General features: G+C 58.6%; 22 protein-coding genes and 2 pseudogenes. 8 read left to right on the top strand and 16 right to left on the bottom strand.

The annotated features are described in order from the left end of the window. Positions 1-3: 3 nt before the first annotated feature. The 12 genes and pseudogenes from NKI47_RS29540 to NKI47_RS29475 form a co-directional block, all read right to left on the bottom strand. Positions 4-426 carry a DUF2285 domain-containing protein gene (locus NKI47_RS29540; protein ID WP_352567472.1) on the bottom strand — a complete coding sequence of 141 codons (423 nt, stop codon included), beginning with the start codon at positions 424-426 and terminating at the stop codon, positions 4-6. Positions 427-571: 145 nt separating this feature from the next. Beyond that, entirely contained in the window at positions 572-811 is a 240-nt protein-coding gene (locus tag NKI47_RS29535; RefSeq protein ID WP_352594527.1) for a transcriptional regulator domain-containing protein, read from the bottom strand. A gap of 22 nt (positions 812-833) precedes the next feature. Continuing rightward, positions 834-1,472 carry an acyl-homoserine-lactone synthase gene (locus tag NKI47_RS29530; RefSeq protein ID WP_352594526.1) on the bottom strand — a complete coding sequence of 213 codons (639 nt, stop codon included), beginning with the start codon at positions 1,470-1,472 and terminating at the stop codon, positions 834-836. An 82-nt stretch (positions 1,473-1,554) separates the two neighbouring features. Then, a pseudogene (locus NKI47_RS29525) lies at positions 1,555-2,290 on the bottom strand (helix-turn-helix transcriptional regulator). 910 nt (positions 2,291-3,200) lie between these two features. Continuing rightward, the gene (locus NKI47_RS29510; protein ID WP_352594522.1) at positions 3,201-3,680 is read right to left on the bottom strand and encodes a Mov34/MPN/PAD-1 family protein; all 480 of its coding nucleotides are present in this window, start codon (positions 3,678-3,680) and stop codon (positions 3,201-3,203) included. Positions 3,681-3,709: 29 nt separating this feature from the next. After that, a complete protein-coding gene (locus tag NKI47_RS29505) occupies positions 3,710-5,482 on the bottom strand; it encodes a ThiF family adenylyltransferase (protein ID WP_352594521.1) in 1,773 nt (590 codons plus the stop codon). Between the two features lie 210 nt (positions 5,483-5,692). Beyond that, on the bottom strand, positions 5,693-6,547 hold the full coding sequence (gene purU, locus NKI47_RS29500; protein WP_352594520.1) for a formyltetrahydrofolate deformylase: 855 nt from the start codon (positions 6,545-6,547) through the stop codon (positions 5,693-5,695). Between the two features lie 12 nt (positions 6,548-6,559). Then, positions 6,560-7,488, bottom strand: a pseudogene (locus NKI47_RS29495) (electron transfer flavoprotein subunit alpha/FixB family protein). Between the two features lie 99 nt (positions 7,489-7,587). Beyond that, positions 7,588-8,925: an NAD(P)/FAD-dependent oxidoreductase gene (locus NKI47_RS29490; protein WP_502898094.1), complete on the bottom strand. Its 1,338-nt coding sequence runs from the start codon at positions 8,923-8,925 to the stop codon at positions 7,588-7,590. Beyond that, complete coding sequence (locus tag NKI47_RS29485) at positions 8,925-9,812, bottom strand: dihydrodipicolinate synthase family protein (RefSeq protein WP_352594518.1); 888 nt, start codon at positions 9,810-9,812, stop codon at positions 8,925-8,927. The genes NKI47_RS29490 and NKI47_RS29485 overlap by 1 nt, the downstream gene beginning before the upstream one ends. A 1-nt stretch (position 9,813) precedes the next feature. Next, a complete protein-coding gene (locus NKI47_RS29480; RefSeq protein WP_352594517.1) occupies positions 9,814-11,301 on the bottom strand; it encodes an aldehyde dehydrogenase in 1,488 nt (495 codons plus the stop codon). Between the two features lie 39 nt (positions 11,302-11,340). Further along, complete coding sequence (locus NKI47_RS29475) at positions 11,341-12,045, bottom strand: GntR family transcriptional regulator (protein ID WP_352594516.1); 705 nt, start codon at positions 12,043-12,045, stop codon at positions 11,341-11,343. A 130-nt stretch (positions 12,046-12,175) separates the two neighbouring features. Between NKI47_RS29475 and NKI47_RS29470 the strand changes: the two genes are divergently transcribed. From NKI47_RS29470 to NKI47_RS29435, 8 genes are all read left to right on the top strand, one after another. After that, on the top strand, positions 12,176-13,198 hold the full coding sequence (locus tag NKI47_RS29470) for a GlxA family transcriptional regulator (protein WP_352594515.1): 1,023 nt from the start codon (positions 12,176-12,178) through the stop codon (positions 13,196-13,198). A gap of 298 nt (positions 13,199-13,496) precedes the next feature. Further along, a complete protein-coding gene (locus NKI47_RS29465) occupies positions 13,497-14,495 on the top strand; it encodes a LysR substrate-binding domain-containing protein (protein ID WP_352594514.1) in 999 nt (332 codons plus the stop codon). Between the two features lie 255 nt (positions 14,496-14,750). Further along, positions 14,751-15,734, top strand: coding sequence for an ABC transporter permease (locus NKI47_RS29460; RefSeq protein WP_352594513.1), 984 nt, complete (start codon positions 14,751-14,753; stop codon positions 15,732-15,734). 17 nt (positions 15,735-15,751) lie between these two features. Continuing rightward, a complete protein-coding gene (gene proX / locus NKI47_RS29455; RefSeq protein WP_352594512.1) occupies positions 15,752-16,783 on the top strand; it encodes a glycine betaine/L-proline ABC transporter substrate-binding protein ProX in 1,032 nt (343 codons plus the stop codon). Positions 16,784-16,860: 77 nt separating this feature from the next. Next, a complete protein-coding gene (locus NKI47_RS29450; RefSeq protein WP_352594511.1) occupies positions 16,861-17,913 on the top strand; it encodes a quaternary amine ABC transporter ATP-binding protein in 1,053 nt (350 codons plus the stop codon). A gap of 155 nt (positions 17,914-18,068) precedes the next feature. Next, positions 18,069-18,836 (top strand): SDR family NAD(P)-dependent oxidoreductase, encoded by a 768-nt coding sequence (locus NKI47_RS29445; RefSeq protein ID WP_352594510.1) that lies wholly within the window; start codon positions 18,069-18,071, stop codon positions 18,834-18,836. A 322-nt stretch (positions 18,837-19,158) separates the two neighbouring features. Continuing rightward, positions 19,159-20,679, top strand: coding sequence for a trimethylamine methyltransferase family protein (locus NKI47_RS29440; RefSeq protein ID WP_352594509.1), 1,521 nt, complete (start codon positions 19,159-19,161; stop codon positions 20,677-20,679). A 219-nt stretch (positions 20,680-20,898) separates the two neighbouring features. Further along, on the top strand, positions 20,899-21,954 hold the full coding sequence (locus NKI47_RS29435) for a GlxA family transcriptional regulator (RefSeq protein WP_352594508.1): 1,056 nt from the start codon (positions 20,899-20,901) through the stop codon (positions 21,952-21,954). A 651-nt stretch (positions 21,955-22,605) separates the two neighbouring features. Here NKI47_RS29435 and NKI47_RS29430 read toward each other — a convergent pair. The 4 genes from NKI47_RS29430 to NKI47_RS29415 all read right to left on the bottom strand — a co-directional run. Then, positions 22,606-22,752, bottom strand: coding sequence for a hypothetical protein (locus NKI47_RS29430; protein WP_352594507.1), 147 nt, complete (start codon positions 22,750-22,752; stop codon positions 22,606-22,608). Beyond that, positions 22,745-22,948: a hypothetical protein gene (locus tag NKI47_RS29425; RefSeq protein WP_352594506.1), complete on the bottom strand. Its 204-nt coding sequence runs from the start codon at positions 22,946-22,948 to the stop codon at positions 22,745-22,747. Before NKI47_RS29425 ends, NKI47_RS29430 begins: the two co-directional genes overlap by 8 nt. A gap of 336 nt (positions 22,949-23,284) precedes the next feature. After that, positions 23,285-25,327: a hydantoinase/oxoprolinase N-terminal domain-containing protein gene (locus NKI47_RS29420; RefSeq protein WP_352594505.1), complete on the bottom strand. Its 2,043-nt coding sequence runs from the start codon at positions 25,325-25,327 to the stop codon at positions 23,285-23,287. Positions 25,328-25,497: 170 nt separating this feature from the next. Further along, the coding region (locus tag NKI47_RS29415; RefSeq protein ID WP_352594504.1) for an SDR family NAD(P)-dependent oxidoreductase at positions 25,498-26,084 on the bottom strand (587 nt) is incomplete at its 5' end.

The raw sequence follows: 26,084 nt of genomic DNA, 5'->3' as shown, positions 1-26,084 counted from the left end.
TCTTCAAAGAAGGAAATTCAGATATTCGCCGTTCATTAGCGCACGGCCACGTGAGACGGCGCGCCGGATACGATCGCGCAGGTGATCTTGAGGATCCTTCCAGTCGGACCGGACGCGCGCTTGGCCGACGAGCGCTTCGGCGATTTCGCGATGTGATGCTCCGGCAAGCGCGCCATCGAGCGCGCGGAGGACGAAGTTCAATCGGGGCCCGCGTCTTTCTGGCGGAAACAAGCGCGCGGGCAGTTTTCCATAGGCACAAAGGGCATTGAGGCACTCCAGCGCTATCAGACGATGCTTCGAAAGTGCTGCCGGCCAGATCGCCTCGGTGCGGAGGTAAACAGGATGCAGGACATCCGCTCCCGAAACAGCAAGCTGAAGGCTGCGCTCCGCATCGCGAAGAAGAACCTCCTGGCTCTTGTCGGGCATCAGCAGGACTGCAGCACGACATGGCAATGCCGCCAGCTCGAACGACGATATCGTCGATGACGCAAATCGCCGTTCCGCAATGACAGGCAACACGCTTGGACACCCGCGGGGACACCAAAACACAGTCGCACTGCGCCCGTAAGATTCAGCGAAACGAAACACCCCAGCGCGACAGGTTGCCGGCCGACGCGATCACCTCGACGGTGGTTCCATGCGGCAAACTGTTGGCCTGCCGGCGCGTAGCAAGCACATCATGCTGAAATACCGGATTGCGCCGCAAAAACTCCCAAGCCCAGCCACGCAGCGTCAGCTGAGCGGCATAGTCGTATGACCTATCATTCCACCAGTCGGGCAGATCGGCGTCCGTCGCAAGAGACGTGGACATGACTGTGCTCTCCTGCCGGGCGTCACATTCGCGCCACCCGGCGAAGCACCGGCGCCCATAGCACCGGACTGTCGATACCGCTGTTTTGTCGCACCGCATGAAGTGTCGCTTTCGACACTTCGAGGTAGCCCGCCAGTGCGCGTGTCGCGCCGATCGTGTGGGGGTTGCCGATCCGCTCGAGGGGCCAGCCGGCGCGACGAAGAATGCGCTCCATGCGCAAGTCGGTGACCGTGACGACGTGGCTGAGCCGGCGTGAGAGGCCGAACTCGATCATGCCGGCGAAGAGTTCATATGTGCCGAGAGCGATACCGCCCGCCCCCTTTTGCCCAGATGAAGCTATGTCGAGCGCAAAACGGCTGCTTTCCCACACGCTCGGATCCTCAGGTGCAGCCCTTCCTTCCAACAGCATCGGAAAGGTATCGCGAATCATGGTCGGGCCCGCTGAGGGCAGAAGGCGAACGCAACCCTCCACCCGGCCCTCGAAACCGCGCAACAACAGGTAGTGCGGTCTGAGCGCGTCAAAGGAATCGATTTCATAGCCGCCATTATCCTGCACGTCCCAGCCTAGGCGTTCCTTGAAGACGCGAAATCGAAGCCGATGCATTGCATGCAGTCCGTCAGCAAAGTCGTCATAGCACTCAGGCGCAATAAGCTGGATCATCAAAGGCCTCCAATGGCGGGAAACATTTCCTCGCCATTGGAGCCGATCCTTCGCGAAGGCGCAGCCTGTGCAGTTCCGGAGGTCAAGCCGACTTATCAGGAAGCGAAAAGCCTGAAGCCGCCAGACGCGTAATCGCCTGTCGGGTGGTTGTCACGCCAAGCTTCTTGCGGACGTTTGCCAGATGGAACTCAGCCGTGTACCGCGAGATCTCCAGGATGCCGCCTGTATCTCGGGCGGACTTGCCGCGCGCCGCCCACTGCAGGCACTCGTATTCACGCGGCGTCAACAACACACCGCCAACTCTTCGATCGCCCGACAGTCTGCAGCGGACGAACGTATGAAAACAGCTCGCGAAAAACGGAAGACCTTGCTCGTAGCGATCGGCCACGCGAAAGTATGCAGGATCGGGCTTGTCAGCGGCAAAGGTCATAGCCGCAAAATTGTCGCGGCCATCAATGATCGGGATCGTCACGCCGCAGCGGATGCCGAACTGCGCTGCTTCCTCGAAAAACCTAAGCTGAGGCGCGGACAGATCAAAACTCTTTAGGTCAAATCCCCATCGAAATGGATTCGCCATAGCTTGCACGTAAAATGACCGGGTCGACATTCTGATACCGGTTCTCAAGATAGCGCGCTGTCCAGAGCGCCGGATAATTCGAGATCAGCATGGGCTTGCCATTAGACCACGGCGGTAAGGAGAAGTAGGCAAAGGTGAATAGATCCAGACCTGAGGCGACATCGGCCAAGGCTCCGCGAAAATCACCCTCATCGACACTTACCGACAACTTTTCCAGGAATGTCTCGAAGACAATTCGCATGTCCTTCCTCATTGTTCTTCCTCATTGTCCTGACAGACTCCCTTCACCTCTCTGCTGTGCGCCACCCGGCCTGTAGACCCCATCGTAAGCCGACCTCTCAGACTGGCCGGGCTGACCTTCTTTACAAATGCCGCGACGGTCGCGCATATTATTAGCTCGCCAGCGGTAGCTACGCGGCGATCTCGGACGTTTTTGTCCGAAATGCTACGGCAGCCTCCCAACACAAGAAGGTGCTGATGGAGCAGTTCGAGAGTGCGAAGCGCATTGGTGGAGAGCAGCGGGCGGGCCGAAATTGGGTCACCGAACCCAACAAAAAGACGGGCCGTGCGAGTGTTCGTCTTTGACAATTTCGACCGGTGATCGGCAACGCGACCATTGGATTCCTATGCAGCTACAAGCTGATCGATCCGCCTGAGGCTGTTACCGATCCGAAGCTCGAATCCGTCAGACCAGACTGCGAGTCCATCATTCAGCGCCAGTGGACGGACGACATCATCCTTATCTTCGGAAGCATGGGAGATGAACACCTCGTACTGGCGATTCCCGTCTGTGGATTTTCCCGGCGGCGAACTATCCCTGACCAGGGACGGAACAGAACACAGAGCTTCGCGCAATTCGGGTAGAGGCCCGGGCAATTTCCTGATGCTGGAACAAGTGCTGCCTTCAAGCCCCTGCGGCCAATGCACCGACTTGGGAACCTGCAGGCGGACTGGCTGCTTCGCAAGCCGGCCATACTGAGGTCGTTCTCCGCGCCCGTAATTGCTGCAGCTCGTCAAATCCAGCGACCTTAGATTGGCTCCCGACGTGAACGTGATCTCGGCCCTCTGACCGCGAGAACACTGCCCCAAATCGCAATGCGTAAAATTCATCTCCCCCTCATCCTGTGTCGGCCAGAATTTTGATTAAGCTCTTACGATCTCCTCGCCTGTTCAGAAGAGGGACTCGTGTAGGCTTCGATAGTCGCTTCTCTCTCATCCAGGAATTCAAAGAGAAATAACTTGGTCCGCAGTTGGCAGAACCAAGAGTGCAAAGACCACTCACCCGGTTTGCCGCACATGAGCATCATGACGGGCCTTTGATTTCGCGCCGTTGGGGTTTTTATGATCGTTTTCAGGCATACTCGATCCGTCCAGCTCAGGCGGTTCGAAACGGCATCGGGGTGGGTGTGCCAGTCCCCGAGATACGTGTCCAACCTCCCGGAACGCTCATAGTGCTTCGCAATCTCCGCCTGTTGCCAGCTTTGATCAGGGAGAAAGCTGCTTCGCTCGTGAGATGCTCGGGGCCCGGCCGGGATCATTGCTGTTACGACGGCAACGTTGCTTTCGGCCCAGTATCCCATGAAGGTCCCACCCGTTTCCCGATCATACCAGAGGTCGGCATCGATCTGCATGTCCTGCATGATCGCCCGAGGCACCCACACTATGGGTTGCATCCGCATTCTTTCATGGGAGGCAACCCATCCACCCGCCAAGACGGCGGCACCCGCTTGATGCCGTCATGCAATGTGAGGGTGTGAACCAAGGATTCCTTGAAATCGGCTGGCTGCGAGAGAATGTCCACGGTCAACCGGACAGCTTCCAGCGATAATTCATGAAGATCGAATGAAGCCCCAGTGAAGGTCAACTCGGCGCATCCAGCCGGCTGATTTAGCGCAGAGATTTCTCCTGACCCAGGAGCTTTCTCGATCAAACCTTTCGCATAGGCGAATTCGCGGCAGGTTGGACAGCCGGATTTCGGCTGATAGGCAGCAACGACGCCCCCCTTCAATGAGAGCGTCCCGAAAAGAGAGATCATCGGTTTGCCGGCGGACTTGCAGTGATCGGCCAGCAAACGTGAGATTCCGGAAGAGGCCGTTGCATCGATGACGATGTCCGCCTTCCCAAAAATCGGCGGTAGAACTGAATGGTCTCTTCCGTTCCCGTCGGCCGCCGCGGCTATGCCTACGGTGTGATGGATCGCCTCGACCTCGACGCTTGGGTATTCGGATTCCACGTGGTGCTTGACGGCGGTCGTCTTTCGCATTCCCCAGGCCGTCGCACCAAGCGGCCATCGGATCGAGTTTCCTGGTTCCACGATGTCATGGTCGATGACGGTGAGATGGGAACAGCCGTTGCGGGCAAGCTCGATCGCAACTGGGGCACCAATAGCTCCCATCCCGAAGATGGCAATCACCTTATCCTTCAAGATGCCGACCGATGGAACTCGGGCGCCGATGTCTGTGGCCCCGGCGCGGAGCGTGGGAACTATGATCATGGACGGGCTGGTCCCTCTCTGTCCTTGCTTCACAGCCCGGAACGACTTTGCTGGTCCGTAACGCAGTGGAAATAGCCAGGTGTCGCCGTCAATGCGGTGGCTGAGTTCCGTCGACTGGACCGTGACGGACATCGAAATAGCGGGCGAGCCACTATTGATCACGTGGCCTCCAAAGGTAAGCTGGCCCTGCGCTTTCCGCCAACCCTCGGGCGATGGCGGCGCGAAACGACCTACGCGCCTCCACGGAAATATGCCCGTGACCTTCTTCAATTGAAGTCCGGGAGGAAGCGGAAATTTCCGGGCAGCTAGAACGGACCCGTCCTTCGCCTTGATTTCCTCGACCACACCCTGGAATCTAATTTTGTCGTCCATCTTTTGAAGGGAGTAAGACGCCCGCAAGGTGCCCTCTGTTTCAGCTCCTACATTCCAGGCAGTGTCGATCAACATATAGCTGCCGTCGACATAGCCATCGAATGCCGGGGCGAAGGCGTTCCACCAGAATTCCATCGGTTCGCCCTGTGGATCCTCCATGCCCGTACCATTCAGAGCGTTGGCGAGTTGCTTCTCCAGAAGTTTCGCCAACGTCCACTCGATGGACCACAGTCCTGTGTCACGGCCCAACAGGCAAAGGTTGCCGTCGGTCGGTGAGCAATGCTTGTGCGGAAAAGTTTCCGGGTTTCCTCGAAGGGCGACTTGCGGGCGCACGAAGGGATAGCTGTCGGGGAAAACTGCGCGAAGCTGGCAGACTTCCCCGGATGCCAGCGGCCATTCGAACTCGATGCTGAGCACCCCCTGTTTCAGTTGGTCTTCGTCGATTCGCAGCGAGTCTCGGGCGAAGAATGCCAGGTCACGGAGTTCGAAATCCAGTCGTCCAACGCAGGTATGCTCCCAGTGGGTGAGCATACCTGTTTTCAGATGGCCATAGCCTATCCAGGTCATCCTACTGGACGATCCGGCAGCTGAGGTGGGTCCTTGGGGCCAGGCGGAACGCCGGGCGGACGACCCGGAACGCCATCTGGCGGGCCTGGCACCCAGTCGGGGGGGCCCGGCGGGGTGTGGCCTGGATTGCCGGGGATTGGGGGCCGTGCCATGTCGATTCTCCTTTGTGATTGGTCGAAGATACAGATTTTCACATCGCGGCGTTCTCAGCTAAGCTGAGAATACGATTGCTTTATTCCCGTTGAGCATAATCCGCCTCTCCAGATGCAGCTTGACGGCCCGTGCAAGGACCCGGCTTTCGATGTCGCGGCCGGTCGCCACGAAATCCTCCGCGCTCATCGCATGCGTTACGCGCTCAGTCTCCTGATCTATGATTGGACCTTCGTCGAGGTCGGGCGTCACGTAATGCGCGGTCGCTCCGATAAGTTTCACTCCGCGCTCATACGCCTGATGATAGGGCTTTGCGCCCTTGAAGGAGGGCAGAAAGGAATGATGAATGTTGATCATCTTGCCGAAGAGGCGAGTTGACAGGTCATCAGACAGGACTTGCATGTATCGGGCCAGGATTACGAGATCCGCGCCAGTTTCATGTACGAGACCTAGCAGCCTTTGTTCCTGCTCGGTCTTGTTGTCCTTGCATACCGGCCAGTAATGATAGGCGAGGCCCTCCCGCTCGGCGACCCCACGGCTGTCTTCGTGGTTAGAGACGATCGCGACCACGTCCGCGTTCAGCCAACCGACCTTGATTTGGTAAAGCAGATGAAGCATTGCATGGTCGAATTTCGACACCATTATGATGATCTTCGGCCTACGGCGCGCATCGACGGTGTGAACACACAAACCGAAGCGGTCGATTGCCCGTTTGAGCGCACGCTCGATTGAAGCGATCGAAAGCGAATCGTCTCCTTCAACGGCCAGACGCATGAAGAAGCGATTGCTGGTGCGGTCCCAGAATTGGCTGCTCTCAGCAAGGTTGGCACCGAGCACAGCCAGTTCGGTTGCGACGGCCGCGACGATGCCGGGACGGTCTTCGCAGGTTAGAGTGAGAATCTGAAGTTGAGACATTGTACCTTCGGGTTAAATCGATCTGGAGAGCTCGGGCAGGATAACGAAAAGATCGCCGACGAGGCCGTAGCCGGCGACCAGGAAGATCGGCGCTTCCTCATCCTTGTTGATGGCGACAATGACCTTCGAATCCTTCATGCCGGCGAGGTGCTGGATGGCGCCAGAGATGCCGAGGGCAATGTAGAGATCAGGGGCCACGACCTTGCCGGTCTGGCCGATCTGCCAGCCGTTCGGCGCATAGCCGGCATCGAACGCTGCACAGGAAGCGCCGACGGCGGCACCGAGCTTGTCGGCGACGGGCTGGATGACCTCCTGGAATTTCTCCGAGGAGCCCAGCGCGCGTCCACCGGAGATGATGATCTTGGCCGAGGTCAACTCCGGAGGGTCAGTTTCGGAGAGCTCATTTTCAATGAAAATGGAGAGACGCGGGTCGGCTGCCGCCGAGATATTCTCGACGGCAGCCGCATTGCCTTGGGAGGCGCTTGGAAACGAAGCGGTGCGCACGTCGATCACCTTCTTGGCGTCGGTCGACTGCACCGTCTGGATGGCGTTGCCGGCATAGTTCGGCCGCTCGAAGGTGTCGGGAGAGATGACTTCGATGATCTCGGAGACCTGCGCGACATGGAGTAGTGCGGCCACGCGCGGCGCGACATTCTTGCCCGACGAGGTCGCCGGCGCAATGATGTGTCATAGGCGCCGGCTATGCTGACGACTAGCGTCGCCAGTGGTTCGGCAAGGCGTTCGGTCAGTTCGTCGGCTTCGGCGAGCAGCACCTTGCTGACGCCCTTGGGCATGGCGGCGGCATAGGCAGCTCCCTTGGCGCCCTTGCCGGCAACCAGCGCATGCACGTCCGAACCGATCTGCAGCGCCGCCGAAAGCGCCTTGGCGGTCTGGTCGGAAAGCGTCGCGTTGTCGTGTTCGGCAATCAGAAGAATAGCCATGTTCTTGTCTCCGTTCCCATCTTCCAGCACGCCGGCTGTTCTCCCGTTGAGATACGGCCCACTCATGGGGTCGCGAAGCGAAGTCAGCCTTCAGAGGACCTATTCGCGTCCCGCGCGCCATTCTCTGAATTTTAGGTTCAATCGTGCGCCCACGTCGGTGAACGGTCGCGGGGGCAATGCTTGGGGCTTCTCAAACGAGCGGAATATTTCGCCGAGTTTGGACCGATGCCCAACCAAGAGTTCGGCCGTCGCGATGCCCGCGGCGGTGGACTTAGTCCCGCCTATGCCGTTGCACGCGCATGCCGCGAAGATGCCGTCTGCCACCTGGCCGAACAGCGGCACCGAATTCCGCGTGAGCGCCATTGCGCCGGCCCAGCGATACTGCATCTTCAAGTGACGATGATCAGGAAAGCGGTCCGCGAACTTGCGGTCATGGAGGTCGCCCGCACTCTTGATCGAGGCGGCGCCGACTTCGATCTTCGGGTGGTAGGTGTAGCGGGAGCGTATAAGAATTCGGTCACCATCGGCCCCATTGATACGCCGTACAGTCGTGCCCATCGGCGCGGCCGGTGTCGCTCCCCATTTGCGGTATCCGCCCAGCGCGGAGGAAGTGAACGGCTCGGTGAGCGACGCGTAAGTGAAGACGTGGAGAAGTTCACCGCTTCCAAACCCGAAGCTCTCCGCGTGGCCGTTTGTCGCCAGGATCACCCGCCCTGCCCTGACTTCCCCCTTGGGAGTCTTCACAGTGCAGCCGCTTGACGAGGCTTGTATGGACAGCGCGGCCGTCCGCTCAAACAGCCTGACGGGCTCCTGAAACAAATCTGCAATGGCCCTCACCAGCGCTGTAGGTTGCACCATGACCGCACCGGGCGTGAAGAGCCCGGACTTGAAGCATCGCGTGCCCGTGACTTCCGCGATGTCCGTAGCACCTAGAACCTGGTTCGGTTCGCCCAACGACTTGAGCGTCAAGGAGTATGCTGCAAGGTGCTCGGTGCCGGCATCGGTCATGGCCACGCTGTATTTGCCGCTCGGATCGAAGACGTCCTCGTCCCAGCCATGCTCTTCCGCCAGGCGGGCGTAATGTTGGATGGCCGTCCGCGCTACCAGGATATCGTTGTGGCTTTTGGCAACAGCGTTCACCCCGAAATTGCCCGACGAGATGTCATGGGGCAAATCAATGAGGAAGCCGGAGTTCCGACCACTGGCCCCGTTTCCGACCACGTCGGCATCAATGACCGCGACGGAAAGGTTCCGGTCGAGATCGGCCAGCCGAACAGCGGCGGCCAACCCTGCGAAGCCCGCGCCGATGACGACGACATCGACGGTGATGGCCTGATCCAGCTCGGGCGTTGGCGTCCTCGAAGGGAGCAACGCCGCCCAGCCGGACTCCACGCCATGGGCGGGAAGGCGACGCGCACGAAAGGTCTTACTGGTCATCATACCGCTTCTTGTTCAACCAGTGCGCCTAGCGCCGTCCGAAGCGCCGCAATGCGGTCCGTCGAAAGGGGACGGAACGGTTTTCTCGCGTTGCCGCAGCCATATCCTGTGAGTCCAGCGGCTGCATACACGCTTGGAACATAGTCGCCGTCCCAAAGGAGGGACATGATTGGCTCCAGCAGCAGCCAGAGCGACTGCACATCGTCCCATCTCTTTTCCCGAGCGGCCCTGACGATCGCCACGCTGGTGCGTGGCGCAATGTTCGCGCCGCCCCAGATCAGACCAGAACAACCCGCGAACAGGGAAAACGGAACGAGCGGGTCGGCCCCGTTGATGACATCCAGGCCGGTGCCGATCAGCCTGACCTGCGCGACCAAGTCTCCACTGCTGTCCTTGACGGCGCGGAACTCGGGCAGTTGGCAGAGTCTGCGGAGCAGGTCCGGCGTTATGCGTACACCGACCGCCTGGGGCACATTGTAGCCAATGATGGGCAATCCGACCTTGGCAACTTCGGCGTAGAAGTCGACGACGCTGTTGTCGTCCGACGGACCTTCGAAGAAGGGCGGAAGGATCATGACACCGTCCGCACCGGAGTCCTTCGCAAACTGCGTCCTTTCGACGACGTCGGCCGTGAGCAATGCCGAGGCCTGGGCGATCACCTTGGCCCGTCCGGCGACGATGCGCGCGCCACGTTCGATGAGGGACCTCGATTCATCAGGCGACAGATAAACATGCATGCCCGTGCCGGAGCTGAACACGATACCGTCGACGCCCGCGGCCAGATACCGCTCGATGAGTTCCTGGAAGCGATCAAAATCAATACGCCCGCTCGAGTCGAACGGAGCCGTGATTGCGAGATTGAGACCGGAGAAAGCAAATGATGACATTTCAGAAACCTTCGTTTGAGCTGCTCAGGTCGATCCAAAGGGTTTTGGTCTGGCAATATTGATCATGCGCGTGGAAAGCCTTGTCCCGCCCGCCGAAGCCCGATTGCTTGTAACCGCCAAACGGAGTGGCGGCGTCCCCCTCCCCGTAGCAGTTCACGGTGACGGTCCCGGCCCGGATCGCCCGTGCGGCCCGGAGCGCCCGTGTGCCGTCGGCGGAAAAAACGGAAGCCGCCAGGCCATATTCGGTCTCGTTGGCGAGCGAGACCGCTTCCGCGAGGGAGTCCACCCCAATCACAGACACAATCGGCCCGAAAATCTCTTCCCGGACGTGCTTGCTGTCGTGGCGGTCGAATTCCATGATCGTGGGCTCGATCGCGGTCCCGTTGAAGACCTTTCCGCCAGCCACCAACTTGCCATCGCCTTCCAGATAGCTGCTGACCTTCTCGAAATGCGTGGCCGAGATAAGCGGACCGATGCGGGTCTCCGGATCAAGCGGGTCGCCCACGGTCCAGGTCTTGGCCACTTGCGTCAGTTTTTCGAGAAGGCGGTCCTTCACGTCCTTGTGGACCAAGACACGTGAGATGGCCGAGCAGTTCTGGCCCATGTTCCAGAACGCGCCGTTGCCGATGTGGGAGGCCACGGCGTCAAGATCGGGAACGTCGTCCATCACGATGCAAGGATTTTTGCCGCCCATCTCAAGGACCACTTCCTTCAAATTGCTCTCGGAGGAGTACTTCAGGAAGCGACGGCCAGTGTCGGTGGAGCCTGTGAAGGAAATCGCGTCGATGTCGGGATGGCGACCGATCGGTTCGCCGACGTCCGGACCATCACCGGTCACGACGTTGAAAACCCCAGGCGGCAGCCCGGCATCGAGAGCGAGCTCTGCGACCCGCAAGGTGGTGAGCGACGTCTCTTCAGCGGGTTTGACGACGATCGTGCACCCTGCTGCCAGGGCAGGGCCGATCTTCCACGCGAGCATTAGAAGAGGGAAGTTCCAGGGGAGGACGATGCCGACGACGCCGATGGGCTCGCGCACGATCAGGCCGAGAGAGGCGTCGTTCGCAGGTGACACCTGGTCATACATCTTGTCGACTGCTTCGGCATGCCACCTGAGGCTGTTGATAGTCTCGGGCACATCGATGTTGATGCAGTCGCTGATGGTCTTGCCGCTATCCAAGCTCTCCATCAGCGCCAGCTCGAGCGCGTTTTCCTCGATGACGGACGCCAGCCTGAGAAGGACTTTCTTCCGGTTCGCCGGGGCCAGCTTGGACCACCGACCGTCCTCAAACGCCTGCCGGGCGACAGCGACGGCCTTGTCGACATCGGCCGCCGAACCAGCGGGCAGCTCCGCCAGAACCTTACCAGTAGCCGGGTTAAGGGTTGCAAAGGTTCTGCCCGATAGGGCCGCAATCTGCACCCCATCCACGATCATCCTGTTCGGCAGTTTGAGTGCACTCGCCTGCGTTTTGTAGTCGACTTTGTTGAGCATTTCTGTTCTCCTTGGTGTCCCAAGTGACACCGACAACGATTACCCGTCGAGTTCGCCCTGCATGCCGTTGGGCACGGCGTAGAGCGCCACGTCGCTTCGGAAAACTTCGAGATGGGCGCGCACCAGTTCGCCCGCCCGCTCGGCATCGCGGGCTTCGATGGCCTCGATCATTTGATCGTGCTGCCGCGCAGCGGTTTCCTGGTCCTTCTGGATCCGAGGGCCGCCGTTTTGGCGATAGAAGATCTTCCCGATCCGGGCGTGATCGATGAGAAGCTTCTTGAGACTGGGAAGCAGATACTGGTTGTGCGCCATCTTGCCGATGTTCAGATGGAACTGGTGATTGAAGATCACCCTGTTTTCGACGTGGCCGTCGGCAATGGACTGCCGGAACTTCTGTTGAGTCTGCTTGAGGATTTCGAGGTCCCCAGCCTTGTGGTTGACAGCTGCGAGCTTCGTCGTTCCGACATAGATCATCGGAGCGACGATCAGGAAATCGCGAAGCGTCTGGTAGGACATGATGGACACGCGCGCCGCCCGGTTGGTCTCAAGATCGACGTAGCCCTCGCCTGCCATCTGTCGCATGAGTTCGCGGACTGGCGGACGGGACAGGCCGAATTCCTCGCTGAGAGCGACTTCGTCGAGGACCGCCCCCGGCTCAAGCTGCATCGTGAGGATGCGATGCACCAGTGTTTGAGCAAGAATGCCCTTTCGGTCCGTCGACGCAGCAGGTTCATTCAGGATCATTGCGGTTCCTCAATTTACGATGATAGACATATTGTAGACAAACATCATGAGTCAAGATAGGTAAACGATATTACCACGGTGCGGCGGCTTTGGGGACGGCAACTCCCCGGGTCTCCACCGGACTGGAGGCATGATCGTGTTTCACTCATCACCACGGCGCAGACAGGCCCGGACGGTTCGGCTGAAGGTCGGGTTCATCCTGGCCCGCTCCTTCACGTTGACCGCCTTCGCCATGTTTATCGACACGCTTAGACTTGCCAGCGATGAAACCGACAGATCAGGACGGATCAACGCTGACTGGGAGGTACTGTCGAACACCCGGCATCTTGTCACGTCGAGCTGCGGCGTCCAGGTCTCGCCGACGTCGTTATTCCTCGACCCGATGGAGTTTGACTACATCGTCGTTGTCGGGGGACGGTTAACCAACGGTCAGGCAGTCGACAACGAAACCCTGCGGTATCTTCGGGATGCTGCATTCAAAGGGGCGCGATTGATCGGTATCTGCACCGGGACGTTCATTTTGGCTGAGGCAGGTCTTATGGCGACGCACGAGACCTGCGTCAGCTGGCTTCACTACGTCGACTTCCGGGAGCGCTTTCCCGATCTGCGGGTTCGGGCGGACAGAATCTATAACCTGGATACCACGCGGGGATCATGCGCGGGCGGCAGCAGCACTGCCGATCTGGCGGCGGAATTGGTGCGACGGCACATCGGGAACGCAGCCGAGCGGAACGCGCTCGAAGTGCTGCAGATCGACAAGGTGCGGAACGCCGAGTGGGTACAACCGCGTCGGCCGCTGCCGGTAGAGACGCACGACCCAAGGCTCCGCGCTGCGCTGATCCTGATGGAGCAGAACGTCGAGAACACACTGTCGGTTTGCAGGCTGGCCGCAGCATTGGGGGTTTCCCGACGACAACTCGAGCGCCTGTTTTTCAGGGAGTTGAACAGCTCTCCCGCGCTTGTCTACCGACGCGTGCGGCTCGAGCGCGCAAAGCAACTTCTCAGGAAAGTCGACACTCCTTTGATCGAGGTCGCTATTGGGGCCGGCTTCGAGAACGCCTCTCACTTCGCGAGGGTCTTCCGAAGGACTTACGGTCAACCACCGTCTGTTTGGAGGCGTTCGGAGTTTACTTCGCAGAGTGTCGAGCAATAAGCTTTTCAGCATGCGGGCCCTCTCGGGCCGACACGGTTGATGAACTCGGTGAAGACGGCATGACGCTCATCGGCGATTACGGGTTGCGCGGTGCTAGGGAAGAGACATATTGTAGACAAAACTCTTTGTTAGGCTCTAGGCTGGCGTTGGGCCTGACGAATAGCTTGTCGCGCTTACTTGCGCTTTCGCCATGGGCGTTTACGAAGACGATTTTTCCGAAATACACGGTGGGTTCGGCCAAATGATCCGGGCGCGCCACTGGTTTTACTTCTTCTCAGGGCTGGAGTAACGGTGACTCATGTCAAATTATCGACGGCTTCCGTTGAGCGCGCTACGCGCATTTGAAGCTGCCGCACGGCATTTGAGTTTTACCAAGGCTGCCAATGAGCTTTCGGTCACACAAGCGGCAGTGAGCCGCCATATCTTGACGCTGGAGGACCACCTCGACACCCAGCTTTTCAACCGAGGAAACCAGAAGGTGTCATTGTCTCCCGCCGGCGAGGAGTTATTTGAAGCTGCGACCCTCAGCCTGGCGCATATTGCAGCGGCTTTTGACAGCGTGAAGAGAGGGCAGAAAGCCCGACGGTTGACCGTCGGCATGCCGATGTCGTTCGCAACGCTGTTTATGAGCCATCGGATTGGAGATTTCGTTGCAAACAACCCAGAGGTCGACCTGCACTTGGTCTCCCTCGAACGTAGCCCGGCGCCGGCGACGGACGGTTTTGATGTGTCCGTGGTCATGGGGTATCTGGCGCGCCCGGGGTTCACAGCCACCGAGCTCTTCGGCGAGGAAGTCTTCCCGGTTTGCAGTAAATCATATCAGACACACTCCCCGGGTATTCTCACTCCGGAGGGCCTGGTAAACGAGGTCCTCTTGGATATGGACGATCAGCATTGGTCCGCCTACCCTTGGTCACCCTTCAATTGGGCCCACTGGCTTGGACAGTTCGGCGTTTCGTCCGACTTCAAACGCGCCATCACGTTCACTAGTTACCCAACGATGATCCAGTCAGTGATCAAGGGCTACGGCATCGGGCTGGGCTTCCGTCATTTGGTAAGCGATTACCTCAATGAAGGCACCTTGATAAGGCCTATGGGTGAAAGCTATCTAACCGGCCGAAAACATCATTTGGTCATTCCGGATACCGCAATTGAGCGAGACGACGTCCAGATCTTCCGCAATTGGCTGATTACACAGGTCGCAGATCTCAATCCGGTCCCTCCAACGCCAGCTGCGGAAAACATCAAGTCAGCACTAGTCGAACACAGCGAGATATCACCGGCCATCCAGGCCTGACATCCGCCTGATAACATTTAGTCCTGTGTTGCATCACTTTTTATACGGTTGTTTTGCAGTCCCCCCGCCGCTAGCGTTCCTGGACCAATAAGACGCGGCAGCCTCTCAAGCCGTACTGAAGGCCCCGTCAGAGGGAGAGACTAATTCCGTATGCAGGAGATGTATGCGACGGCAGCTGACCTATGACACACAGTCGGGCTCGCAGCAGAGCTCCGTGGTTATCGCTCAATAGGTCCCTGACTGAAAGGAAGTTTTGTGAAGCTCGAAGACGTTTTAGACCCGTTCAAAAGCTGGCACATACCGTTTGATAAATGGGTCGATAATGGGTTGGGTTGGGTTGTCGAACATTACCGCCCGTTGTTTCAGAGCTTGAAATGGCCCATTGACCAACTCCTGAGGGCATTTGACAGCGCACTCAATGGCATCCCGCCGGTCGTTATAATCTTATGCTTCGGATTGGTAGCTTGGCAGATCGCCGGGTGGCGGCTTGCAGCTCAAGTCGCTGGTCTGCTGCTGATCATTGGCTTTCTTGGCATTTGGGGTGAAACGATGACGACACTGTCTCTCGTTTTTACCGCCGTTCTTTTCTGCACGGTTGTTGGCATTCCCGTGGGGGTCATTGCTGCTCGAAGTGACCGAGCGGCTGCCATTTGCCGGCCAATCCTCGACACAATGCAGACCATTCCATCATTCGTCTATCTTGTTCCCGTGGTCATGTTGTTTGGTATCGGCAACGTGCCTGGCGTGATTGTCACGATCGTTTTTGCACTTCCGCCCGTTATCAGGCTGACAACACTAGGTATTCAGCAGGTTTCCGAAGAAGTCGTCGAGGCCATGCGTGCCTTTGGAGCTACCAACAGTCAGATCCTGTTCAAGGCTCAGCTGCCGCTGGCTCTTCCGAGCATAGTGGCAGGTGTCAACCAGACGTTGATGATGTCACTATCAATGGTTGTCGTTGCCTCCATGATCGCGGTTGGGGGACTCGGCCAAATGGTTTTGCGCGGCATCGGTCGCCTCGACATCGGGCTGGCTGCGACTGGCGGAATGGGCATCGTCATTCTCGCAATCATTCTAGATCGCCTGACTCAATCCGCGATGTCTCAGCGCGGACGCTACGCCGACATTGCCTGGCACAAGCGGGGTCCAGCCGCGCTCTTCACCGGTATCGTCAAGACCTTCCAGGCCTCTCCGGCGGAGCGTGGAGGATTGGAAAGTGGCCGGGAACGAACGTCTAGCTAACAAGAATGGGAGCGATTATGAGCGATCGGTTTAGAATAAATGGGCATTTTTGGGGGGTTGCCGCCGCTGTCGCGGTGCTTGGCACTTTGGCCATGTCTCCTGGATACGCGGCAGCGGAGGACCTTCCGGGAAAAGGCGTGACCGTCAGGCCCCTATATCTTGGCCAGGCGGAAGAATTATTCGAAGCCTACGTCGTTAAGCTAGGCCTCGAGGATCTGGGCTATACAGTTAACGAACCTGCCGCAACCCAGGTTCCACTTGCCCATATAGCGGTAGGGAACGGTGACGCGGACTACTATACGCCCCACTGGTACCCCTTGCATATTGCGTTTGCCGAGAAGGCTGGCGGCGATGCCAAGCTTCGTCGGGTTGGGACGCTCGTAAAGAACTCAATCCAGGGATACTCCATCGACAAGGCCACAGCTGATAAGTACGGCATAAAGACGATCGATCAGTTGAAGGACCCGAAGATTGCCAAGCTGTTCGATGTGGATGGGGACGGTAAAGCAGACCTGTATGGCTGTGATCCGGGCTGGGGATGCGAACGCATCATTGAACATAACCTTGATGCATATGGCCTTCGGGATGCCGTCACGCATAAGCAGGGTGAGTATTTTGCTCTGCTTCCCGACGTCATCCAGCGGGTTCAGTCCGGCAGTCCAGCCTTGTATTACAGCTGGACACCCAACTGGCTACAAGGGGTTTTGGTCCATGGAAAAGATGTTGTCTGGCTGACGGTTCCTTTCACGGCGTTGCCCGACGAACAGGCTGGCGCGAACACGACTGTTCCAGGCATTGGGAACCTGGGATTTTCCGTGAACACTCAGCACGTGATTGCCAACACACCCTTCCTCGAGAAAAACCCCGTCGCCAATAAGTGGTTCGAGCAAGTCGAGGTCCCAATTCAAGATATCAACGACGAGAACCTTCTTATTCACAAAGGTGAGAAGTCCAACGAGGACATCCACGGTCATGCCGAGGCCTGGAAGAAGGCCCACCTCGATCAGTGGAATACGTGGATAGCTGAAGCAAAGAAGGCCGCCAAGTAACGCCGGGCTGCGGAAAGCATGCTCGCCCGGTAAGCTTTACGCTGCCGGGCGACACCTCTCAACCGTGGAGCTACCTTTTGAAAGCGCACGCCATAGAATTTAGGGATGTTTGGAAGGTCTTCGGGACGAGTTCGAATTTCGACCTTGCGAGTGTCCAACGCGATGATCTTTCGAAGGCCGCACTCCTGGAGAAACATGGGTGCGTAGCGGCGGTCGCCGGTGTCTCCCTTAAAGTCGAGGCCGGTGAGATCTTCTGTGTCATGGGACTGTCCGGCAGCGGAAAGTCAACGCTGGTCCGACATGTGAATCGTTTGATCAAACCCAGCTCCGGCCAGATCATTGTTGGCGGCGAGGATATCAATCTGAAGTCCGAAAATGAGATGCGGGAGCTGCGTGCCCGATCAATGGGGATGGTTTTCCAGAATGTAGCGCTTCTTCCCCATCGAACGGTCCGCGACAATGTCGCACTGAGTCTGGAGCTACGAAACGCAAGCGTCCGACAACGCTATGAGGTTGCGGAGGAGAAGTTGGAGCTCGTCCAACTTGCGGGTTGGGGTGATCGGTACCCTGACCAACTTTCTGGTGGAATGAAGCAGAGAGTTGGGCTTGCCCGAGCTCTAGCTGCTGATCCCGCCATTTTGTTGATGGATGAGCCGTTTTCAGCGCTGGATCCGCTCATTCGACGCGAATTACAGGACCAGTTCAAAGAGCTTTCGTCGAAGTTGGGGAAAACTACGCTTTTCATCACCCACGACTTGGATGAGGCAGTTCGGCTGGGACACCAAATCGGTGTCATGAAAGACGGAAGGATGCTTCAGATCGGCACGGCGGATGAAATTCTCGGAAATCCCAAAGACCCGTACGTCGAAAAATTCGTCCAGGGAAGCAGCCGATTGAAGCTTCTGAAAGCCGAGTCGGTGATGTTGCCCCTCGCCGAATTTGCCAGTGCCGGAAAGGGCTTGGCCTTAGCAGACGCCCCGCGACTCAACCTTGATGCTCCGATCAAGGAAATGCTCGATTTGTCAAATCGACACGGGAATATGCCGCTAGTGGTTGTGAATGGAGACGGAGTTGATGTGGGCATCGTGACCGCGTCCTTGCTTTTGCGCGGTGTACATGACAGGCTTTAGGTAGACTAAAGCGTTTATAATAAGCCACGCTTATAAGTACATGGCTATTTGTTGTTATTTGTGGACGAGTTTCTGCTCTACACGTTAGTGCGAGATACTCAGCAGACAGTTAAAAGAATTATGAGCCGCGAACCCCGAAATTGGTTGGTTGAACAATGAAGAACCCTGAAAAGAAGACCGTAGTCGTAACTGGAGCTGCTGGCGGAATGGGCCAAGCAATCTGTAAAAGGTTCGTGGCTAACGGATATTTTGTAATCGCCGGTGACGCCAACGCGAAGCGGTTGATTGACACGGCTGGCGAACTCAACCGAACTGGGGAAAATGCTCTGGTCAAGGTTGGAGATCTGAGAAGCAAGGCGTGTTGCGAGGATCTCATCGATACCGCTATCAGCCTTACCGGTCGGCTGGACGCCCTCGTTAACAATGCAGGCATCATCACCCGCGGTACAATCCTCGAAACGAGCGACGAGGATTGGGAAATAACCTTCGATATCAATCTGAAAGCAATTTTCTACACCTGCCGACGGGCAATAGCCTTCATGAAGGAGAATGGTGGCGGGTCGATCGTGAACATCTCCTCAACTTGGGGCATCTACCCTGGGCCTAGTCACGCAGCTTACTGCGCGAGTAAAGCCGCCGTAGCCACATTTTCAAAGTGCCTCGGCCGCGACCATGCGGGGGATGGAATAAGGGTCAATGCCGTGTGCCCCGGAGAGATAGATACACCTATGCTTCGCTCAGGCTTTATCCATCGTGGGTTTGATCCCGACACGGCGGTAGTCGAGCTAAGCAAGTCAAATCCTCTCGGCCGACTTGGCGAACCGGAGAATATTGCTGATGCGGTGTATTTCCTGAGCTCGGACGCGGCTCGATTCATCGCCGGGACCACACTCGAAGTCGCTGGAGCCAAGGCCGTCTATTAAGGAGTTCGCTCCTCGCCCCACCGCACGGTCCCCGACAATGTGGCTTTGAGTCTGGCGCTGGGAGTGAGCGCCCGCATGTTGGGGGGTGAGTGGCTATACGCCTTGTCAGGTCGAGATGAAAACAGGTCGCTAACCTGCATCAACAGCGCGGGTCTCGACCTCGGCATTGTCGCGCATCCTTGCTTTGCTCGGCATTCAGGACCGGCTTTGGGCTGGCTGGAGTTACGGTCATAACCTCAGTTCATAAGTTACATTCCTTTTTATTGTTAGTTGCAGAGTTTGTTTTGCCCTATATTCTCGCTTAAAATCAGGGATTATTAAAATGGCGGCAAGATCTGGAGGCCGAGACGCTCGGCAAAAGCTACGTTCTGACCGGACGGTGACTTACTTGCCGTCGCTGGAACGGGGCCTGCCTTATATGGATTTGCTGAGCCCGGATGAGTTGCTTAGGCTTCACAACATTTCGATGCAAATACTTGAAGAGATAGGCATCGAATTCCGGGATGCGGAGGCCATCGAACTTTGGCGAGCAGCCGGTACCGACGTAACCGGTCAACGCGTTAGGATCGACAGAAATCAACTAATGGAACTTGTGGCAAAGGCCCCTGAAACCATCACGGTTCACGCTCGGAATCCTGCCAAGACCGTGACTCTCGGCGGTCGAAAGACCATCTTCACCCCAGCGTACGGTTCGCCGAATGTCCTTGACCTTGAGGGCAAGCGGCGGAATGCGACAATTGAGGATTTCGTCAATTTTGCAAAACTCGCCTACCAAGCCCCCGCAATGCATATGACGGGTGGAGTTCTTTGCGAGCCGATGGATATTGCGGTCCCGAAGCGTCACCTGCACATGAACTACAGTTTGATACGGTACTCCGACAAGCCATTTATGGGAGCGGTGACCTCACGCGAGAGGGCAGAAGACACGGTCGCTATGGCCAAGATTGTCTTCGGAGACGAGTTCGTTAACAACAACACTGTGATGGTGTCCCTTGCCAACTGCAATTCGCCACTCGTTTGGGACGAGACCATGCTCGATGCGGTCAAGGTCTACTCCGCAAACAACCAGGCCATGATTTTCGCTCCGTTTGTGCTTGGTGGCGCCAGCACCCCGGCCAGCACTGTGGCTGCAGTCGCGCAGCTTAATGCCGAAGCACTTGCCGGCGTTGCCTTTGCACAGCTGGTCCGGCCGGGAGCGCCTTGCATCTATGGGCAGTGGTTGGCGACCGTTTCAATGAAAAGTGGTGCGCCAATGGCAGGGACACCCGAGATCTGTCACATGAATTTGTTGGTGGGGCAACTGGCCAGACGCTACAAACTGCCTTGGCGCTGCAGTGGTAGCAACACAAGTTCAAAGCTCGTCGATGCCCAGGCAGGCTATGAGGCCGCCCGCAATATGTACGGCGCACTTATCGCCGGTGCGAACTTTGTGCTTTCGTCCACCGGTTACCTCGAGGCAGCACTGACCCAGAGTTACAGCAAGTTCATGCTCGATGCTGAGCAGATGGTGATGTTCTATAAGTTTGGACAAGGCATAGTGATGCGCGAGATGGATGAAACGATCGATGCGATCCGACAAAGTGAGCCAGGCAGTCACTATCTTGGTACCGAACATACACTGAAGAATTTCGAGCAGGCCTTTTTCGTACCTGACTTGATGAACCACGACAGCTTTGAGCAATGGTCCGTCGCCGGGGCTAAGGACGCCAACGTCCGGGGACGCGATGCAGCTGTGCGGGCCCTGAAGGAATATGAAGCACCACCCATAGACGAAGCAATCGACGAAGAGCTTCTTGACTTTATGAAACGTCGGGAACTCGTAATCGGTGACGCCGTACTTTAGGCGCCAGGATAACACCAATGGCTGTGTGGTTGAGCGGCGTTCATACAGCGAGCATCGAGTACGAGAACTGGACACCCTCGTCTAGATTGTCGACCAAGCTCGGCAGGGCAAATAAACCTATCCCCGAGTGCTCGCCCAGCAGTTGCCGAAATCGCCCCAGGTTTTCCGGGTTCGACAACAGCTCGGCCAGTGCCTTGCGAAAGGTATGGACAAATTCTCATGAACGCACCTCCCAATATCAATGCCATGAAGTCATTGTCCACGCCTGAAGATCCGGCAATGGGCGGCCGCCCAATTGAGCTGGTGGTTCTGGTATTGCCAGGGTTTTCGCATCTGGCGCTCCACGCTTTCATCGAGCCGTTCCGCATCGCCAATACGGTATCCAAGCTGATGCTGTTCCGGTGGCGCATCGCCGGACCTGACGCCCAATCCGTCAAGGGGGCGAGCGGCATCTCGATCGCTGTTGATGTAACGATCGAGGAACTGAATACCTGTAGAAGCTACCGGGGCCCACATCATCTCGCAATCATCGGGGGCGAGCCGGTGGGCCGGCGGTTGACACAACAATTCAATAATTTCTTGCGCACGATCGCACGCCGCGGGGTTCCGATATCCGCGGTTGGAACGGCGACGTGGCTGCTCGCGCAGACCGGTCTGCTGGCAGGCACACGCTGCACGATTCACTGGTCGCGGCTGGCCGCCTTCTCGGAAGTGTTCAGACAGACCCAAATCCGCGACGCTCTCTTTGTCAAGGATGGGCAGTTTTCGACATGCGCGGGGGAGCTGGCGGCCTTCGACCTGGCCGTCGATCTGATCGCCGGCCATGTCGGCGGGTCAACCGCACAGGAGGTTTGCCGCTACGCCACCGTTGAGGGTCAGCGCTCAGGTTCCAACCGCCAGACCGGGCCGTCGGGTCTCGCTTTTGCCGGCGCAAGCGATAAACTTCTGATGGCTATGCGGCTCATGGAAGAGCATGTGGAGTACCCGCTGACCATGTCAGAAGTTGCGCACCGGGCCGGCCTGTCGCGGCGCCAACTGGAACGGTTGTTTGCAGCACACGTGCACATGCCGCCGGTCCGCCATTACCTCAGGATCCGCGTCGCCCATGCCAAGCGACTGATCGAAGGCACGAGCATGCCCATCATCGATATCGCAATGGCCTGCGGGTTTTTATCCCCTTCACACTTCGCAAAGTGCTTCAGAACTTTCAACGGCCTCTCGCCGCAGCAGTGTCGCTCGACGACGCCGGCTTGGGTCGGACCCGGCCTCGGCTAGATCAAAGGCGAAACTAAAGGATTGTTGCGGTCAGTTCGTCTACCGTTCGTTGGATGCACGGCCGAGATCAAAAGAAGTGAGCCCTAGCTCCCCCGGGCAACCCCGAAGAGGGTGTGTGGGAAGACATCGCGAACAGTTTGGTGCGCTTTGCGGCGCAGGTTCGTAGAGGTCGCTCTTATGGGCTAAACGCGATACGAACCATCAGTTCATTGGTCTAGTTGAAGATAAATGGCGGATCCTACTTGCGTCATTGCAATCTCAGCCTGCGCGATCTGGAGAGATGGTGGCCGAGCGCGGTCTGAGCGTGGACCATTCCTCCGCGCATCACCAAGATGTGAGCTACGGCGATCGCCGTAGCAAGGTGAGGCGGCGGCGACGCCATTCGACGAACGCGACCGTTACACGACGGCACGCGAGAATCGGCCTCGCATGAGGTTACCGGCGCTTCTTGGGAGGTTGCCTAATAGCGCCAGCCAGGCGGAATCATGGCGTCCGCCGTAGGCCAAGAAGAGTCGAGGAGCCGCCGCATAGCTTGATCACGGGGTATAGAGTGATCACGGATATTGTCGATCCACGAAAGCTTTAGGTCGCTGGATTCGCCGTACTGGCGCTCCCGCGCGTTGGCAATTCGCTCGCAAAGCAATTCTGAGGTCACGACTGTGAGGTGGAGACGAAGGCGAACTCCGTGGGTATCAACGGGGGTACTGACAATATGCAATCGGAGTACTCGGCGAGGTCGAGAACATCGTTGATGATGAAGTCTGGTATCTCACGAAGCCTCTTGGGGCGCTCATCCATCGGGTTCTCCTTCCCAAATTGGTGGCTTTCCGGGCAGGCCGAGCCTAATTCGCTGAAATTCGGCGTAGCTCTCGGCAACGGGTTGAGCGTTGAATAAATGCCGAGCCACTTTGCCATTTTCGACGACCTGGACAATCCACTGGCGGTCAACATTTTTCAATCGCACGTCATTCGGTTCTCCGGCAACCATGTCCATCATCCGTTTCAGCAATCAAGAATGAGCAATGCCAGCGGAAGTCCCAAGCCGCTGTATCGCTCTGCAGACAAACAACTTCCCCCGGCGTGATATTCAAACCTAGATTTTCTCACAGCATGTCGTCGCTACTTCGATGGCAATCCATTCGATTCAGTCAGAATGCTCCCCGCTCTAAGCGACCTATCGTCGTCTTCACCGAAGTCGGCATCGACCACCTTGGGCATATCGTCGACGAGCGCAGGGCTGTGGGTCACGCACCGCCGAACCACCGCAGAAAACCGTCGCCCGAAATCATAGCCACCGCGGCCCTGGCCGAACCTGGCCGAATGGTTACGTCTAAACCGCAATCCTTGGCCTTCCCGAGGCGATCGCCACCACATGTGCCTCGATGAACATGCGCTGGCTTTCGACTGTCGAGACACGGAATTCGGTGATGACGCCGATCTCGGCGTTGTCGGTGCCGGCATCCCTGGCGCGCTCTGCAACGATGGCGCGGACATCGGCCTCGGCCGCCGCGATCGCCGCAGCCTCATCGAGGAAATCGCGAACCTTTCCGCCAGAGGCAAGCCGGAACAGCCCTTCCTTGGGTTGGCTGACCTGTGCTTCGGCCGACACCCGCACTTGGCCGACAACGGCGCCGAGCGCATTGGCGACGTCAGTATCCTCCGGCACCACGCAGTCATTGCCGACCAGTTCGGCTAGGCCGGCATAGTGCAGCGGCGCGGAGGCGCCGAGGCCGATGACCGGACGGTCGAGCGTGACGCCCAGGCGGGCTATGCCGGGATGGCCGTCGACGGCACGCTGCACCAGCGCGTGGGCCACCGTCGCCGCGCCGTCGAGCCCGTCTTCGGCAAAGGCAGTCTCCAAGATGTATTCGGCCGACCAGCGCGTCAGGGTTACCAGCACCCGTTCCGACAGTGCTTCCGGCGAAGGGGCTATGGGCTGGCCGCGACCGTCACGCTTGCGGGCGAACAGTTCTGCGCCGAGACGAGCCGCGATCGGATCCCAGTTCGCCTGCTTGCCAAGCACATGGGCGGCGTCTGACGGCGTGAACCCGGCGACATGCACCAGCCCGCGCGACACCAGCCGGTCGAGCATCGCATTCTGGGCATTCGAGGTGAGCAGTTTGTCGAGAGCGACGGCCACAGCACCGATAGCCTCGTAGAGCCGCGCTTCCGGAGCGGTGAGGCCGGCGGCAAGCCTGTCCGGCACGCCGGTGCGCACCGCGAAGCGGCCGTCCATGCGGCCGGGGTTCGGCGCGCGCAGCTGACGTTCCAGTTCGACGGTCACCGCTCCGGCATGCGCCATGCTGGCCAGCGCCAGCGGCACGAGCCGGCGTGGCCCGAGCAAAATATTCGGGATGAGCGCGCCGTCCTCCAGCTTCACTTCCGAATCGCCGCCAAGGCCGAAAGTGCGCGTGGCGACGGCCTCGACCATGGTGCGGAAGCCGCCGACGGTGGCCCCTTCCACGTCGAGCCGCGGCCGGCCCTTGTCGAGCACGGCGACATCGGTGGTGGTGCCGCCAATGTCGGAGACGACGGCGTTGTCGAGCCCGGTCATGTGGCGGGCGCCGACCAGGCTGGCGGCCGGGCCGGACAGGATGGTCTCGATCGGCCGTTGGCGGGCAAACGCCCCCGAGACCAGCGCGCCGTCGCCGCGCACCACCATTAGGGGTGCTGCGATTTTGCGCCGCTTGAGAAAGCCTTCGGTCGCCGCCACCAGTCGGTCGATCATCGAGATCAGCCTGGCGTTCAGCAGCGTCGTCAGCGCCCGGCGCGGACCGCCAAGCTTGGCCGACAGCTCGTAGCTGGCGGTGACCGGCAGACCGGTCTTCTCGCGGATCAGCTTGAGGGCGGCCACCTCATGCGCCGGATTGCGGGTGGCGAAATAGGAGCAGACGGCAAAACCCGATACCGACGCGCCGAGTTCCGGCAAGGCCGCTTCGAGACCGGACAGGTCGAGCCCAGCGGTGTTGCCGTGGACATCGTGGCCACCGGGGCAGAACACCACCGGATCGGTGCCAAGCGCCGCCTTGAGCCCGTCGCGGGCGAGATCGGCCTCGGAGAAGCCGATCATGACCAGCGCCACCCGACCGCCCTGGCCCTCGACCAGCGCATTTGTGGCCAGCGTCGTTGACATCGACACCAGTTTTATAGCGGCTGGATCGGTGCGGGCCTTCTGCAGCACAGCGTCGACCGCTTCGGAAATGCCGACGGCGAGATCGTGCCTGGTGGTCAGCGCCTTGGCCTTGGCCAGCACCTTGCCCTTGTTCGGCCCGTGCTGCGGGCCTTCGGCTTCAGACCACAGCACGGCATCGGTGTAGGTGCCGCCGGTGTCGATCCCGAGGAACAGCGGCTTTGGCTTGGTCTTGGCTCTCATTGATGGCGGTTCGGCTGACGTCTGTCTGTTTCACGCCACAGCCGATGCGGAGCGACCTGCGCCTGCAAGAGGCCGAGGGTCGACACCATCGTGCGGCTCAAGGGAGGGCCAGGATGATCCTGGCGAGCGACAGCCCCTGTCGCAACCCGTTCGAAGTCGCCAACGCACCACTATGGCTGCGGCTTCGTCAGCTTGGCCCGATACTCCTCATCCAAGATGGCGGGCAGGGATATCTTTTTGGTTCGCGCGCCATCGACAGCGATCATTTCACCGCTAACGAAACTGGAATCCTCACTAGCCAACCAGAGGACTGCATTGGCTATCTCCTTTGGAGCGCCAATCCTGCCCACCGGGTGAAGTTGCCCCAATTCCCGCTCGATCAAGCTTCGGTCCGGGTGCATCTCGACGTACGCACGATTCAGCTCGGTATCGATCCAACCAGGGCATACGGTATTGCAACGTATACCATCCGGGCCGAGGTCAACTGCCAATCCCAGCGTAAGGCCGTGCACGCCGGCCTTGGTGGCCGCGTAGGCAGTATGCCAAGGGTTGACCATATAGCCCTCGACCGACCCGATGTTGACGATCGTGCCCGAGCCGATACGTCTCATTTCCGGGACCACATACTTGGCCATTAAAAACGGGCCGCGGAGATTGACCGCCATCAGCCTGTCCCAATCCTCGGCACTCTGTTCGTCGATGGACTTATGAATGACCATGCCGGCGTTGTTGACCAGGACATCGATCCTGCCAAACT

The organism is Mesorhizobium sp. M0633 (assembly GCF_040320645.1).
Taxonomy (GTDB): Bacteria; Pseudomonadota; Alphaproteobacteria; order Rhizobiales; family Rhizobiaceae; genus Mesorhizobium.
This window is presented reverse-complemented; position numbering and strand designations above follow the sequence as displayed.